Origin of the sequence: Pseudomonas nabeulensis (genome assembly GCF_004682045.1) — a bacterium.
Taxonomy (GTDB): domain Bacteria; phylum Pseudomonadota; class Gammaproteobacteria; order Pseudomonadales; family Pseudomonadaceae; genus Aquipseudomonas; species Aquipseudomonas nabeulensis.
In genome coordinates this window covers 1-14795 of the sequence record NZ_QUZT01000074.1, presented here as the reverse complement: position 1 = coordinate 14795, position 14795 = coordinate 1, and the positions used below count along the sequence as shown (strand labels likewise).

Genomic DNA, 14795 nt, shown 5'->3' with positions numbered 1-14795 from the left:
TTGCCGAAGCCGATTCTAAGCACAGTTGACGGGGGTTGCAGCGGGGCGCGGGATGAAAATCGATTAATTAAACTTCACGTTATTTAACCAGCGAGGGGTGTAGCGTGGGACCTGTCTTAGCCGCTCTGCTTCGACAACATCCTTTGGTTGCCGCCGCAGACTCTGCGGCGGATTTTTTTGTGGGCGCTGTTATGGGTTGATGCAGTTTTACTCTTTAACGTCCATAAACTCTTCAGCCCAGGCCACATAACTTTCCGGCAACGTGTAAGTGTGGGTCAACTCGGTGGCACTCAGGTTCGACGTGCTGTGAGTCAGTTGACGCTGAGCGCGCAGGCTGTCGTAAGTGGCCTTGATCGCCGCAAAGTAAGCGCCATGCCCTGCAACGACGACACGCACACCCAGACTGGCCAGACGCTGTGCGTCATTGAGCTTGGGATTGGCGTAGGTCACCAGCATCAGCGGCACGGTAAGGTTCTCGGCAATCTTCTCCAGATGGTCGAAATCACTCACACCGACCATGCAGATCCCGTCTGCACCGGCTTTCTGATAGGCCTGGGTGCGCTCGATCACAGCTTCGGTCGGCAACACGCCGGCGTTGGTGCGGGCAATGATCGACAGTTCGGGGTCGACGCGGGCCTCCAGCGCGGCGCGGACTTTGCCGATGCCTTCGTCGATGGAAATCAGGTCCGTGGATTTACGCCCGAATTGCGCAGGCAGCAGGGTGTCTTCGATGGTCAACGCAGCCACGCCGGCGCGCTCGAGCTCTTCGACGGTGCGCATCACGTTCAAGGCGTTGCCGTAGCCATGGTCGGCGTCGGCAATGAACGGCAATTGGGCGACACGGCCAATACGGGTGGCCTGCTCGACGAACTCACTCAGCGTGATAAGCGCGAAATCGGGCGCTGCCAGTACCTGTAGCGAGGCCACGGAGCCGCCCAGGATGCCAACCTCAAAACCCAGGTCGGCGGCAATACGTGCAGACATCGGGTCAAAGACAGAAGCGGTTTCAACGCACGTCGGCGTTGCAAGCAGTTCACGGAAATTACGGCGCAGGGCTGTGTGAGACTTTTTCGGCATGATCTTTCCTGGTGAGGGCCATTGACTGCGTACGATCAAAGCCTATGGGTAGACGCGTCAGACTACCATGTAGGAAAAGGTAGGATTATGACGTTTGAGAATGGGTTATGCGTAAAGCACATACGGTCAGTCCTCAGACAGGTTGCTCAACCCCAGCCTGTTCAGCGTCGCGATGGTGGTTTGCACCAATAAACATATACATCGCCGGCACCATAAACAGCGTCAACACCGTACCAATCGACAACCCGGCAAAGATCACCAGGCCCATATCATGCCGGCCCGCAGCGCCGGCACCGGAGGCCCATACCAACGGCACCACGCCCAGCACCATCGCGGCGGTGGTCATCAGGATGGGCCGCAGCCGAACCGCCGCGGCTTCCTCAATGGCCTCGCGCTTGTTGTGACCTGCACGCTGTAATTCGTTGGCAAATTGCACGATCAGAATCCCGTGTTTGGTGATCAACCCCAGCAGCGTCACCAGGCCCACCTGGGTGTACACGTTGATGGACGCATAGCCCATGGTGATAAACGCCAGTGCACCAAACAGGGCCGGCGGCACTGAGAACAGAATCACCACGGGGTCGCGGAAGCTCTCGAACTGGAAGGCCAGGGCCAGGTAGACGATCAGGATCGAGAACATCAATAACCCGACAAATCCGCCCGACTCCTGCATGAACTGGCGCGATTCACCGGAGAAATCCGAGGTGTAGCCCGACGGTGCGACGTTGGTCAGGATGCTATTCAGTCTCGTCAGCAACTCGCCTTGGGCCACGCCGCTGACCCCGGCGATGGTCGCCGAGTTGAGTTGCTGGAAGTGGTTGATCGATTCCGGCTGGGTCGAGGTCTCGATATGCGCCACCGTACGCGCCTGGATCATGCTGCCGGAGGGTGTGCGGATGTAGTAATCGAGAATCTGGTCCGGATTTAGACGATCGACCTGTAAGACTTGGGGAATCACTTTGTAGGAACGCCCGGCGGTCGAAAAGTAGTTCACGTAGTTGCCGCCCAGTGCGGCGGACAGCGCGGCACCGACATCCGCCTGGGTCATGCCCAGCGCTGCGATTTTTTCCCGGTCCACCACCAGTTTGGCTTGGGGTTTGTCCAGTTTCAGGTCGTTGTCGGCAAACCAGAACAGCTGTTGCTTTTGCGCCTCGGCCATCACGGCCTGGGCGACTTCATTGAGGTTTTCCACCGAATCGGTGGTGGTAATCACAAACTGCACCGGCAAACCTTGGGCGCCTGGCAGCGATGGCAAGGGGAAGGCCGCAATGGTAGCGCCCGGCACCTGGTTCCATTTTTGCTGAAGGTCCAGGATCAGCTCGGCCTGGGAGCGCGTGCGGTCGCCCCAGGATTTGAGCAGCACGCCGCCCAGACCTTGGTTGAGGGCCGGCAGGCCGGTGAGCTGGAACATCTGCGCGTATTCCGGCTCTTTATTGGCGATTTGGAAGGCCTGGTCGGCAATGCGCTCCATCTGTAGCGGCGACGCGGTGGGCGGGCCTTTGATCTGCATGAATACCAGCCCCTGGTCCTCGGTGGGCGACAGTTCGCTTTTGGCGGTCATGCCACTGGCGGCCACCAGCAGGAACAACACAAAGCCAAAGGTCACCAGCACCGGCCAGATATCCAGGCCACCGGACAACACGCGGTGGTAGCGCCCGCGCAGCCAGTCAAAGTACTGATCAAGCCGGCGGGCGAAGCGGCCTTCTTCCTGCCCCGTCTTGAACAGCTTGGAGGTCATCATCGGCGACAGCGTCAACGCGACCACTGCCGACACGGTCACAGCGCCCGCCAGCGAGAAGCAGAACTCCTTGAACAGCGCGCCCGTCAGCCCCGTGCGCAGCCCAATGGGCACGTACGCGGCCACCAACACCACGGTCATGGCGATGATCGGCCCGCCCAACTCCCGCGCCGCCACCAGCGCGGCGTCCAGCACGCCTTTGCCTTCCTCCTTGATATGCCGGTCGACGTTTTCCACCACGATAATCGCGTCATCCACCACCAGGCCAATCGCCAATACCAGGGCGAGCAGGGTCAGCAGGTTGATGGAGTAGCCCAGCAGGTACATGACGAAAAACGTCCCTACCAACGACAGCGGAATCGCCACCAGCGGTACGATCACCGCCCGGAACGAGCCGAGAAACAAATAGATCACCACCGACACAATGATCATGGCTTCGACCAGGGTCTTCACCACCTCGTAGATCGAGGTGTTGATGAACTCCGTGGAGTCATAGACGATTTCGCCGCGCACGCCGGTGGGCAGCTGGGACTGCAACTCTGGGAAGGCTTCGCGCACGCTGTCTGCAACCGTCAGGATGTTCGCACTCGGCGCCGCCTTGATACCGATAAACACCGAACGCTTGCCGGAAAACGCCACGCTGCTGTCATAGCTTTCGGCGCCCAGGGTGACGTTGGCCACGTCTTCCAGGTACACCAGGGCATCGCCTTTCTGCTTGATCACCAGCCGCTTGAATTCATCTGCCGTGTGCAAGTCGGTGCCTGCGGTCAGGTCAACGGTGACCATTTGCCCGCGCGTGGAGCCGACGGCCGAGAGGTAGTTGTTATTGGCCAGGGCCGTGGACACATCCTGCGCCGACACGTTATGCGCCGCGAGCTTGTCCGGGTCGAGCCAGGCGCGCAGGGCGAACTGGCGCCCGCCGAGGATCTCGGCAGTCTGCACGCCCTGGATCGAATCCAGCTTGGGCTTGACCACGCGCACCAGGTAATCGGTGATGTTGTTGGTGGGCAAGGTGTCGCTGTAGAAGCCCAGGTACATGGCATCCGTGGTCTGCCCGACCGCAACGGTCAGCACGGGCTCCTGGGTCTGGGCCGGCAACTGGTTCTTGACCGAGTTGACCTGGGTATTGATCTCGGTGAGGGCTTTGCTCGCGTCGTAATTCAGCCGCAGGGTGGCGGTGATGGTCGAGACCCCGGTGATGCTGGATGAGGCCAGATAGTCGATGCCTTGGGCCTGAGCAATAGCCGATTCCAAGGGCTGGGTGATAAAACCAGCGACGGTGGACGCGTCCGCGCCGTAGTAAGCCGTGGTGATGGTGACCACGGTATTTTCCGTGCGCGGCCATTGGTTGACCGGCAACTCAAAGATCGAACGCAGCCCCAAAATCAGGATGAACAGCGAGACGACCACCGCCCACACCGGTCGCTGAATAAAGGTATCGGTCAGTTTCATGGGACACCCTTAGTGTTCTTGGGGAGTCGGAGCGGGGTCGTTGAGCGGCGCGGTGCTGTTGTCGATCTTCACCGGCGAGCCGTTTTTAAGCTTCATCTGGCCACTGGTGATCAACAGGTCGCCTTCCTTCACCCCGGACACAATCGCCACTTGGTCACCCCGGGTCGGGCCGGTCTTGATAAAGGCTTGCTGGGCCGTAAGCACTTCTTCGCCCTTGTCGTTCTTGCTCGACGTCGCGATAAACACCGTGGTGCCGTATGGGTTGTAGGTGACGGCGGTCTGCGGCACGGTGAGGTAGCGCTGCGGGCTGCCGGCGCTGACCACGGCGCGGGCAAACATGCCGGGCACCAGGCTTTGCTTGGGGTTGGCGACGGTGGCTTCGACCGTGACGTTGCGCGTGGTCGAGTCGAACTGGGTGTCGATGGTGCTGATGCGGCCGCTGAACGTCTGGTTGGACAGACCGTCGGCGGTCACCGTCACGGTTTGCCCGATGGCAATGGCTTCCAACTGGGTTTGCGGCACGCTGAAGTCGATATAGATCGGGTCGAAGGTCTGCAACGTGGCGATTTTATCGCCGGGGTTGAGGTACTGGCCGGGGTTGACGCTGGTAATGCCGATACGTCCGGCAAACGGCGCGCGGATCGACTTTTTCGCCACCAGCGCGCGCTGTTGTTCGGCGGCGGCGAGTTTGGCCTTCAAGTCGGCGGTGTCGGTGTCGACCTGGGCCTGGGAGATCGCATTGACTGCCAACTGGGCCTTGTCGCGCTTGAGTACGATGCCCGCCAGGTCAGCGGTAGCCTCAAGCGCGTGCAACTGGGCGATATCCGAGTCGGCATTCAGTTGCACCAGCAGTGCCTGGGCGGCCACCTCTTGCCCCGGTTTAAAACCGAGGGTGCGCACAATGCCGCCCACCTCGGTGGTCACATCCACGCCTCGCACTGCCTTCATTGAGCCGACGGCGGAAACACTGGGTTGCCAGTCTTCAACGGGTACCTTCAGGGCAGTGACCACCGCCGGGGGCAACGGCTGTTTGGACTGGGCGATCAGCGCCGAAATCTGCACGAACTTCACCCCGGCGATGATCGCGACGATCACCAACACCACCGCCAGCATGATCAGCATCGGGCGCCACAGCCTGCGCTTGCGCGCCGGGGGCAGGGGAGAGGCAGTGGTGGCGTCGGTCATGGCGGTTCTCACTGTTTCAAGGGTTCGGCGCGCGCCGCGTTACTGGGCGGCATGATCTCCTGCCAGGTGGGCAGGCCGAAGCGATCGGGTTTGCCCTGGGTCGCAGGGTCGACGTCGGTGCGGTTCCACCAACCGCCACCCAGTGCCTGGAACAGGGCCGTGGTGTCGCTGTACCGCGCGGCTTGTGCCTTGACCCGCGCAAGCACGGTGTCTTGATAGGTTTGCTGGGCGTTCAGCAGGTTGATATAGGCCACGGCGCCGAGCTTGTACTGGGCTTGCACCAGGTCGAGACTGGCTTGCGCGGATTGCTCGGCGACCACTTGTTGGTTGAGCGCATCGGCGTCGGCCTCCAGCGCCCGAAGCGCGTTGGCCACGTCCTGGAAGGCGCCGATGACGGTGCCGCGGTACAGCGCTGCCGACTGGTCAAAGGCCGCCACGGCCGCACGTTTTCGATGTTCGAGCGCGCCAGCATCAAAAATCGGTTGGGCAATGGCGCCGGCGATGCTCCAGACACCCGAGCCGGATGAAAACAGCTTCGTCCCGCCGGCCACCGTGGAACCCAGCGATCCGGTGATGCTGAACTGCGGCAACTGATTGGCCACGGCCACGCCGATATCGGCGCTGGCCTGATGCAGTTGTGCTTGGGCCGAACGCACGTCAGGGCGCTGACTGACGATGGCCGAGGGCAGGCTCACTGGCAATTCCTGCGGCAGGTGCAGGGACGCCAGGTTGAACGCTTCGCCCCGGTCCTGGTTCGGAAACCGGCCCAGATAGGCCATTAACTGGTTACGCGTCTGTGCCAGCTGTTTTTGCAGGGGCGGCAAGGTTGCCCGCGTCTGCGCCAGTGCGGTTTGTTGCGTGAGCACGTCGGCGTCGCCAATGGCACCGAGGCGACGCTGGGCTTGCAAGACGTCGAGCTGGCCGCCCTGCAAGCGGATGATTTCCTCGGTAGACGCCACTTGATCACGTATCGACGCCAGGCTGATTGCCGTATTGACCACATTGGCGGTCAAGGTGAGGTAGGTCGCCTCCAGCTGGAAGCGTTCGTATTCGGCTTGCGCCGTGGTGGACTCGATTTGCCGGCGGGTGCCGCCAAACACGTCCGGTGCGTACGACACGCTTAGCGAGGCCGAACTGACCGTGAGAATCGGCGAGTCCGGCAGGCCCGCCGATACGCCTGAGACTTTCTCGCGGGTTTTCGAGGCGTTGGCGTTGACCGAGGGAAACAACGACGCTTGATCGGCGTAGACCAACTCGTTTGCCTGGCGCAATGCCGCTTGGGCGGCGCTCACGTTCGGGTTGGCGCGCAGGGCTTCTTCCACCAGGGTGTTGAGCGTGGGCGAACGGAACAGCGTCCACCATTGACCGGGGATATCCATGCCGGTCATCAGGCGCTGTGCCGCGCCGCCCGCGCCGATGTTTGCGCTGGCCGTGGTGTCGAGTTTTTCCTTCGAATAGCCCGCGTGTTCGGGCACGTCGGGACGTTTGAAATCCGGCCCGACGGTGCAGGAAGTGAGGGCGATGCACAGCAGGCTCAGGGGCGCCAGCAGAGGGAAATGTCGAAAGGTGCCGCGCAGGTAGGCCATCTGCATCTGGCTGGCTCGCTGAAAAGGAGGCGTGGAAGTAACAGCGCTCAAGTGAGTGTAGGTGGTGCCCGTCGCTACGCAATGTGCGGCCGTTGCATGCTCACCTAAAAATGCGTTTATGGCATTATTGTGTAATTAGGTTATGCGTAATGAGTATTTTACGTTTGGCGTTGAGCTCCTCATTCTATCCGCCTTATATAGACTGCCGAGACCGCGCGCGCGGATCGACCTGACCTGTCTGCAAAGGCATCTGGAGACGAACGTGCGTTACCTTTCAAAACTGGCAACCGGCATAGCGGCCACCTTGCTGTGCCTGACCGCGCACGCGCAAACCCTGGTCGTGGGCGACCAAAGCTACAACGCCCAGGCCGTGATGGAAGCGGCGGGGGTGTTGGATGATCTGCCATATAAGCTGGAGTGGAAGCAATTTACCGCGGGCTCACCTGTGGCCGAAGCGCTCAACGCCAACAGCCTGGATATCGGCCTGTTGGGAGATGCGCCGGTGCTTTTCCTCGGCGCATTGGGGGCACCGATCAAGGTGATTGCCGTCACCCGGCAAAACCTCGAGGGCGTGGCCATCCTGGTGAAAAAGGATTCGCAGATTCACAGCCTGGCGGATCTTGCCGGCAAGCGCGCCGCCGTGTGGAAAGGCTCATGGAGCCAGCAATTGCTGCTGACGGCGCTGGATAAGGCGGGTGTACCGCGAGATTCACTGCAACTGCGTTACCTCAGTGCACTGGATGCCTCCCACGCACTGGAGGGCGGTTCGGTCGACGTCATCGCCACTTGGGAACCCTATGTCACGCAACAGGAACGCCAAGGTGCGCGAGTGCTGGCAACCGCCGAAGGACTGATCCCGGCTCAGAGCTACATCGCCGCGAACGCCAAGGCCGTGGATGCCAAGCGTGCGCAGATCAGCGATTTTCTTCAACGCCTGAAAAAAGCCCGTGACTGGACTCGCGAAAGTCCGGCCAACACCGACGCCTATGCAGACGCCTGGGCCAAGCGCACGCGGGCGGATGCGGACATTGCGCGCGCCTGGTTCGCCCGGGCGGCGACGACGGTGGAGCCGGTAACAGCGGAGTCGCCGGTCGAGGCACAAAAGACCGTGGACTTCTTCGCAGGCGAAGGCCTGGTCAAGGCGTACCCCGCAGCGAGCTTGTTCGATGCCTCGTTTGCTAAGTCGTTGCAACCCCAGGGAGACGCCAACCATGAGTAAAAGACAGCTGAAACTCGGCGCCTTGACCATGGGTTGCGGTGGCCCAGGCCGCCATAACCTGTGGCTCGACCCGCAACTGCCGGCCGATGCCAGCGTCAATATCGACTGGTATATCGACATTGCGCGCCAGGCCGAAGCGGCCCTGTTTGACTTGATGTTCATCGTCGACAGCCAGTTCATCACACCGGGGTCGCCATCCCATTATCTGAATCGCCTGGAACCGCTGACGCTGCTGTCTGCATTGGCCGTGAGCACGCGGCATTTGGGCCTGGTCGGTACGCTGACGACTTCCTACAACTCACCGTATAACGTCGCACGGCGACTGGCCTCCCTGGACCTGATCAGCAAAGGCCGCGCCGGCTGGAACGTGGTCACCAGCGGCGATGCCGGGACGGCGGGCAACTACAGCCGCGATGAGCATTACGATTACGACACCCGTTATGGCCGTGCGGCGGAACATGTCCAGGTGGTTCAGGGCTTGTGGAATTCCTATGAAGACGACGCCTTTGTGCGTGACCGGACCACGGGGCAATTCCTCGACACCAACAAACTGCACAGCCTGAATCATACCGGTGAGCATTTTTCCGTGGTCGGCCCGCTGAATATCCAGCGTTCGCCACAAGGCCAGCCGGTGATATTCCAGGCCGGCGACTCGGAGCAAGGTCGAGACCTCGGCGCGGCGACCGCTGATGTGATCTTCACCCACGCCGCCAGCATCGAGCAGGGTCAGGCGTTTTACCGGGATATAAAGGGCAGGGCAGTCCACCATGGACGCGACCCCGAGCAACTGCTGGTCATGCCCGGCGCCGAAATCTACGTGGGCGACACCGATGCGCACGCTCGCGAAATCGAGCGGCATTACCATCAGACTGACCACAGTTTCGAACTGGCCTTGAAGGAATTCGGGCGTAATTTCGGCTGGCATGATTTCAGCCAATACAATCTGGACGCGCCGTTTCCCCAGGAGAGTTTGGAGGCGGCACGCAGCAGCTTCTTTACGGCGGCCAAACGTATCGCCGACCAGGCGCGGGAGAAAGGCTTCACGCTGCGTCAGACCGTGGAGTTTGGCCGGCAATTGCGACCGGGCGCGTTTGTGGGAACGGCTGACACCGTCGCACAGAAAATCGCAGAGTGGTTTGAAGCGCGGGCCGTGGATGGTTTCAATATCTACATTGGGCATCCAGAGCAGTTCACGCGGTTTACCCAGGAAGTGATTCCGTTGTTGCAGGAACGTGGGGTGTATCGCACGGCGTATGAAGGGACGACGTTGCGGGAGAGCTTGGGGTTGGAGATTCCGAGGTTTGCATCGTAAACGGGACAGGGCATCGAGCTGCTGGGTAACTGGCAGCTCGATGTGCGTATACGGCAGATACATCATTTAACATAATATACATTATGCGTAATGTCGTATTACATAATCAGGGTGAGTCCCCAGCAGATTTCAAGGCCGCTCATTGCCCCCAAGGCACTCTTCATCTTTACTCACCCCAAGGACGCCACCAACCCCTTGAGGTTTTGCATGAAGCCACTCAGCGCTGTGCTCTTATCGCTTGTGCTCCTCACGGGCTGCGACGTGAGTTTCAACAAACCTGCGCCCAAGGCCTTGGTCTCCGAACCTGCTACCGAGCAGCAGCAACGCCAAGTGTTTAACGCCACCGTCGATTTCTTGCGCTCGCTGGATGCTGGCAGCGTCGATCAGACCTGGCCGCTCTCCAGTCCACTGCTTAAAGCGACGACATCTGAAACGGTATGGACCAATGGGATCAAAGCCATGCGCTTGGGGCTCGGCACATTTGTAGAGCGTCAATCTGCCCAGATCGGCTTTACCACGCAAATGCCGGATGCACCGGCTGGTCGCTATGCCATCGTGGAGTGTGTGACGACGTTTACCACTGGGCCCGCTACGGAAAAGGTTGTACTGCGTGAAGACGACAGCCAATGGCTGGTGGCCGGATATTCGGTTAACAAGCGCTTTTTCAGCACTGAAGACAGTGACAAGAAAGCGCCCTGACCTTCTGTTTTTATTCACTTAAATTATAACTAGACTAAATAGTCATTTAGTTTAGTTATAAAATGATGGGTTTCGGCTAGTACCGATACCCTACCGTCATCATCATCGTGCGGTCATCACCCAGGGCCACCGCGTTCTTGACGCCACCGGTGTAGTACTCACGATCAAACAGGTTCTTCACATTGAAGCCTGCACGCCAATGTTCCTGTTCGTACGCCACCCCAACATCGGCCACGGCGTAACCTGCAACTCGGTAGCCATAGGTGTATTTCTCGCCCTCGGCACGGAATCCACCCTCCAGGCTCCAGCCCTGTGGTTTGCCGTCCAGGCGATAGCGTGCGTGCAGTGTTGCAGTGTGACGTGGGACGTTATTCAAACGGTCGCCTACGGCCGTGTCCGTCGACCCGCCGTTCTTGGTAATCACCGCCATGGTGTAGGAATACCCGCCCATCAAGCTGAGCCTATCGCTCAGGTCCGAGGTCACGCCCACTTCGAAGCCACGGGTGCGTTGTTCGCCAATGGCGACGCTGTAAGCGCTATCGTTCGGGTCGGTTTCCAGAACGTTTTGTCGGCGCAAGTCGAAAATCGCCGTGGTCAGCAAGGTTTTACCGGGCACCAGGTCCCACTTGATACCGCCCTCCCACTGCTGGCCTTTTTCCGGTTCGAACACGCTGCCACTGGCGTCGGTTCCGGTGTTTGGGAAGAACGAGGTCGAATAACTCACGTAAGGCCGCACATTTTCAAACAGCTCGTACATCACCGCGACGGAGCCCGTGGTGGCATCTGCTGGAGCGTTGGTGCGTGTGTCCTTGAGCTGGTTAACGGTGTAGGTCGCCGTCTGGTCAAAGCGCAGGCCTGCTTGCAGGTTCCACTTGTCGCCGATCTTCACGTTGTCGCGCAGATAAGTCCCGAGCATGCGCACGGTGGTGTATTGCTGGGTGCGCGGCGTGGTCGGGCACACAATCGTGCTGCCATACACCGGTTTGTAGATGTTCAGCGAGCCAACGGTGCAGGTTCGGGTCACCTGCTCTTCTCGCGAACGCAGGTAGTCCACACCTGCCGTCACTTCGTGCTCGGTCAGGCCAAAATTGAAGGTGCGCTGCAGGTTGTTATCGAGGCTGATGTTATCGCCGGACAACTGTTGGTCGGTGACAGATCGCTTCAAGGTGGCGCCGGTCAGGACGCCGGCGGCGACCAACTGGCCACTGAGGCGGTAGTCTTGCCAGCGCAGGTTCTGGTTGAAGGTCCAACCATTGTCGAAACGATGGGTCAGCGCGTAGCCCAGGCGATTTTCCTGACCGTGATAAGGGTCTTGGTCTGGCTCGCCAGTAAACAAATGCCGGGACACCTTGCCCATTTCAGAGGGCGGAATACCTTGTTGGCGAATGTAGGAACGGTCCTGGTGACTCGCCAGAAGGGTGAAGTCGGTGTCGTCCCCCAAGTCCAGTGACAGCGACGGTGCGATATAGCTGCTTTTGGACCAGACGTGGTCCGTGGTGTCGTTGGACGCACTGCTCAACCCATTGAGCCGAATGGCCGCCTTGCCGTTTTCCGAGAGCGGCGTGCCGACATCGAAAGTGCCCTGGCGCAAGTCGTTGCTGCCGTAAGTGAAGTCGATGTTGGCAAACGGATCCGCCTTGGGACGTTTAGTGACCATGTTCACCACGCCGCCCGGCATGACCAGGCCATATAACAACGAGGCCGGCCCCTTGAGGACTTCCACTTGCTCGGTGCCAAACAGCTGCTGGGCCACGCGGTTGGATGAGGACGTGCGCAAGCCATCGACAAACAAGGAGTCCGACGCCACCTGGCCACGGATGATCAAGTCATCCCAACCCCGTCGCCCGTACGTACCGGCGGATACACCGGGTACATTTTGCAAGGCATCGGTCAGGCTCAGTGCCTGCTGGCTGTCGAGCACCGCGCGCGGTACGACGGTGATGGTCTGCGCGGTTTCCGCCAACGGCGTGTTGGACTTGGTCACTTGCACCGGTATGGAACCGGTAAACGAATCATCGTCGGCATAGGCCGCGACGCCATCCACTGCCGTTTCCGGCAACACAATGGCCCCTACGGACTCTGCTGCCGACAGCGACGCACAGGAAACCAACAGCAAGCCACTGACGGCGAATGGAATTGACGGTCGCAGCATACGCACTCCTGGCGCGGGGTTTTGAGGGCGCGGATGTTATTGGCATGGATTACTAGATGTCAATTATTCTCATTTGAATACAATGACCCCCTCGCCCGCTCTGGCTCGGGTAAGCTGACGCTCTTTTGCCACTGCCCTGCCCCGGAATCTCCATGTCTCGAAGCATCGCCCATCTCGCCCTGCTGCTCGGCTTGATTACCGCCGTCGGCCCATTCGCCATCGACAGCTATCTGCCTGCGCTGCCAACCCTTGGCGCGAGCCTGCATGCCTCGCCGGCGGCCGTGCAGATGAGCCTTACGGTGTTTTTCCTGGTGATTGGCGTGTGCCAATTGTTCTACGGCCCGATCAGCGATGTATTCGGGCGTAAGCCGCCGATCTATGCCGGCTTGGTGATTTTTGCCGTGGCCAGTGTGGGCTGCGCGCTGGCGCCGACGATTGAAGTGCTGATCGGCTTTCGCGCCTTGCAGGCATTCGGCGCATGCGCAGGCATGGTGGTTCCCCGGGCAATCGTGCGCGACCTCTACACCGGCCATGAAGCCGCAAAGTTGATGGCCTTGTTGATGCTGGTGATGAGCGTCTCGCCGATCCTCGCGCCGCTGGCTGGCAGCGTGGTGATTTCACTGTGGAGCTGGCGCGAAGTGTTCGCGGCATTGGCGGTGGTCGCCGTGGCGTGCCTGATCATGACCGTCGTCCAACTTCCCGAAACCCACCCCGCCGAACGTCGCTTGGGTAAAACCCTGGGCAGTGCATTTGGCAGTTATGGCGCGCTGTTGCGTGATCCCGTCTTCACCGGGCTGTCGGTGGTCAGCGGCTTCGGCTTGGCGACGTTCTTTGTGTTTATCGGCAGTGCGCCGTTCGTGTACATCGAGTATTACGGCTTGACGCCCACGCAATTCAGCCTGGGTTTTGCCGTCAACGCCGCTTCGTTTTTTGCCATGAGCCAACTCACAGCGCGCTTGAGTGCGCGTTTCGGCCTGGCGTCGGTGATTCGTTGGTCGGTGATTGCCGTCGCTGCGGTCATGGTGTTGCTCGCCGCCACGACCTTTTGGGTCGACAGCCTGGCGGTGATGATGGTGCTGCTGTTTATTGGCTTTGGTTTCCTTGGGTTGCTGCTGCCAGCGGCGGGTGTGCTGTCCCTGGAAGATCATGGCGCGGTGGCCGGTTCTGCGTCGGCGCTGCTGGGGGCTATCCAGATGATCACCGCTGCTGCGTCCATGACATTGGTGGGGGTGTTCGCCGATCACACGCCAGCGCCGATGTTGATCGGTATCGCGCTGTGCGCCGTCGCCGCCATGTTGACGGTGCTGTGGACGCTAAATCGGCTGCCGGCGCATCTGGCTTCGACCTGAGAGGTAACCACTCGTCGGGCTTTCCCGTGATCCCCTACAACTATCGGTAGCCGCGAAACTACTAATTCCATAGCGCACTTGAAAACCTATGGAGATCGACATGACCGACTACCCTCGCCCACCCTTCGCCCCGCAAGCCCAAGACGTACCGGGTTCCCAGAAGAAAATGGACCCGTATCCCGATTGCGGGGAGAAGAGCTACACAGGCTCGGGGCGGCTGGCCAACAAAATCGCCCTGATCACCGGCGCCGACAGCGGTATTGGCCGTGCCGTGGCGATTGCGTTCGCCCGTGAAGGTGCCGATGTGGCCATTGCCTACCTGGACGAACACGACGACGCCAAGGAAACCGCACGCTGGGTTGAAGAAGCCGGACGCCAGTGTGTGCTGCTGCCCGGTGACATCGCACAAAAAGCCCAGTGTCAGGCATTGATCGACAAGACCGTTGAGCAATTCGGCCGCATCGACGTGCTGGTCAATAACGCCGCGTTCCAGATGACCCACGAAACCCTCGAAGAAATCGAGGATGAGGAATGGGTGAAAACCTTCGATATCAACATCACGGCGATGTTTCGTCTCTGCAAGGCTGCCCTGCCCCACATGAAAGCCGGCAGTTCGATCATCAATACCAGCTCGGTCAATTCGGATATGCCCAAACCGACGCTGTTGGCCTATGCCGCCACCAAAGGCGCGATTGCCAACTTCACCGGCGGCCTGGCGCAGTTGCTGGGCAGCAAAGGCATCCGGGTCAACAGCGTGGCCCCAGGACCGATCTGGACGCCGTTGATCGTGGCCACGATGCCCGATGACGACGTGAAGAGTTTCGGCAGCGAAACCCCACTGGGTCGCCCCGGCCAGCCGGTGGAAGTGGCGCCGATCTATGTGCTGCTGGCGTCGGATGAGGCCAGCTATATCTCCGGCTCGCGTTACGCTGTCACGGGCGGCAAGCCGATTCTGTAAGGCTTTGGGTGGGAGGGGGGCAAGCTCTAATGCCTGTCAGTTAAGGAAACAGCAGATGAGCGGCTTTC

Annotated in this window: 10 protein-coding genes; 5 read left to right on the top strand and 5 right to left on the bottom strand. The window is 60.2% G+C overall.

The window, feature by feature from the left end:
- Nucleotides 1-207: 207 nt before the first annotated feature.
- From DYL61_RS26780 to DYL61_RS26765, 4 genes are all read right to left on the bottom strand, one after another.
- Complete coding sequence (locus tag DYL61_RS26780; protein ID WP_135310833.1) at nucleotides 208-1077, bottom strand: isocitrate lyase/PEP mutase family protein; 870 nt, start codon at nucleotides 1075-1077, stop codon at nucleotides 208-210.
- 133 nt (nucleotides 1078-1210) lie between these two features.
- A complete protein-coding gene (locus tag DYL61_RS26775) occupies nucleotides 1211-4267 on the bottom strand; it encodes an efflux RND transporter permease subunit (protein ID WP_135310832.1) in 3057 nt (1018 codons plus the stop codon).
- A 9-nt stretch (nucleotides 4268-4276) separates the two neighbouring features.
- On the bottom strand, nucleotides 4277-5389 hold the full coding sequence (locus DYL61_RS26770) for an efflux RND transporter periplasmic adaptor subunit (RefSeq protein ID WP_135310847.1): 1113 nt from the start codon (nucleotides 5387-5389) through the stop codon (nucleotides 4277-4279).
- Nucleotides 5390-5460: 71 nt separating this feature from the next.
- A complete protein-coding gene (locus DYL61_RS26765) occupies nucleotides 5461-7044 on the bottom strand; it encodes an efflux transporter outer membrane subunit (protein WP_238704614.1) in 1584 nt (527 codons plus the stop codon).
- A 256-nt stretch (nucleotides 7045-7300) separates the two neighbouring features.
- On the opposite strand from DYL61_RS26765, the gene DYL61_RS26760 reads away from it, so the two are divergent.
- From DYL61_RS26760 to DYL61_RS26750, 3 genes are all read left to right on the top strand, one after another.
- Nucleotides 7301-8257, top strand: a complete 957-nt coding sequence (locus DYL61_RS26760) for an ABC transporter substrate-binding protein (protein WP_135310831.1) — start codon at nucleotides 7301-7303, stop codon at nucleotides 8255-8257.
- Complete coding sequence (locus DYL61_RS26755; RefSeq protein ID WP_135310830.1) at nucleotides 8250-9569, top strand: LLM class flavin-dependent oxidoreductase; 1320 nt, start codon at nucleotides 8250-8252, stop codon at nucleotides 9567-9569. Before DYL61_RS26760 ends, DYL61_RS26755 begins: the two co-directional genes overlap by 8 nt.
- A 207-nt stretch (nucleotides 9570-9776) precedes the next feature.
- Entirely contained in the window at nucleotides 9777-10268 is a 492-nt protein-coding gene (locus DYL61_RS26750; RefSeq protein WP_135310829.1) for a DUF4019 domain-containing protein, read from the top strand.
- A 76-nt stretch (nucleotides 10269-10344) separates the two neighbouring features.
- Here DYL61_RS26750 and DYL61_RS26745 read toward each other — a convergent pair whose 3' ends face one another.
- Entirely contained in the window at nucleotides 10345-12420 is a 2076-nt protein-coding gene (locus DYL61_RS26745; RefSeq protein ID WP_135310828.1) for a TonB-dependent siderophore receptor, read from the bottom strand.
- Nucleotides 12421-12572: 152 nt separating this feature from the next.
- Here DYL61_RS26745 and DYL61_RS26740 point away from each other — a divergent pair, with 152 nt between their 5' ends.
- A complete protein-coding gene (locus DYL61_RS26740) occupies nucleotides 12573-13769 on the top strand; it encodes a multidrug effflux MFS transporter (RefSeq protein ID WP_135310827.1) in 1197 nt (398 codons plus the stop codon).
- Nucleotides 13770-13869: 100 nt separating this feature from the next.
- A complete protein-coding gene (locus DYL61_RS26735; protein WP_135310826.1) occupies nucleotides 13870-14727 on the top strand; it encodes an SDR family oxidoreductase in 858 nt (285 codons plus the stop codon).
- The last annotated feature ends 68 nt before the right edge of the window (nucleotides 14728-14795 follow it).

Excerpts from the sequence above, each read along its gene's own strand:
- DYL61_RS26780 (WP_135310833.1), bottom strand. The coding sequence starts at position 1,077 with ATGCCGAAAAAGTCTCACACAGCCCTGCGCCGTAATTTCCGTGAACTG.
- DYL61_RS26775 (WP_135310832.1), bottom strand. The coding sequence starts at position 4,267 with ATGAAACTGACCGATACCTTTATTCAGCGACCGGTGTGGGCGGTGGTC.
- DYL61_RS26770 (WP_135310847.1), bottom strand. The coding sequence starts at position 5,389 with ATGCTGATCATGCTGGCGGTGGTGTTGGTGATCGTCGCGATCATCGCC.
- DYL61_RS26765 (WP_238704614.1), bottom strand. The coding sequence starts at position 7,044 with ATGCAGATGGCCTACCTGCGCGGCACCTTTCGACATTTCCCTCTGCTG.
- DYL61_RS26755 (WP_135310830.1), top strand. The coding sequence starts at position 8,250 with ATGAGTAAAAGACAGCTGAAACTCGGCGCCTTGACCATGGGTTGCGGT.
- DYL61_RS26750 (WP_135310829.1), top strand. The coding sequence starts at position 9,777 with ATGAAGCCACTCAGCGCTGTGCTCTTATCGCTTGTGCTCCTCACGGGC.
- DYL61_RS26745 (WP_135310828.1), bottom strand. The coding sequence starts at position 12,420 with ATGCTGCGACCGTCAATTCCATTCGCCGTCAGTGGCTTGCTGTTGGTT.
- DYL61_RS26740 (WP_135310827.1), top strand. The coding sequence starts at position 12,573 with ATGTCTCGAAGCATCGCCCATCTCGCCCTGCTGCTCGGCTTGATTACC.
- DYL61_RS26735 (WP_135310826.1), top strand. The coding sequence starts at position 13,870 with ATGACCGACTACCCTCGCCCACCCTTCGCCCCGCAAGCCCAAGACGTA.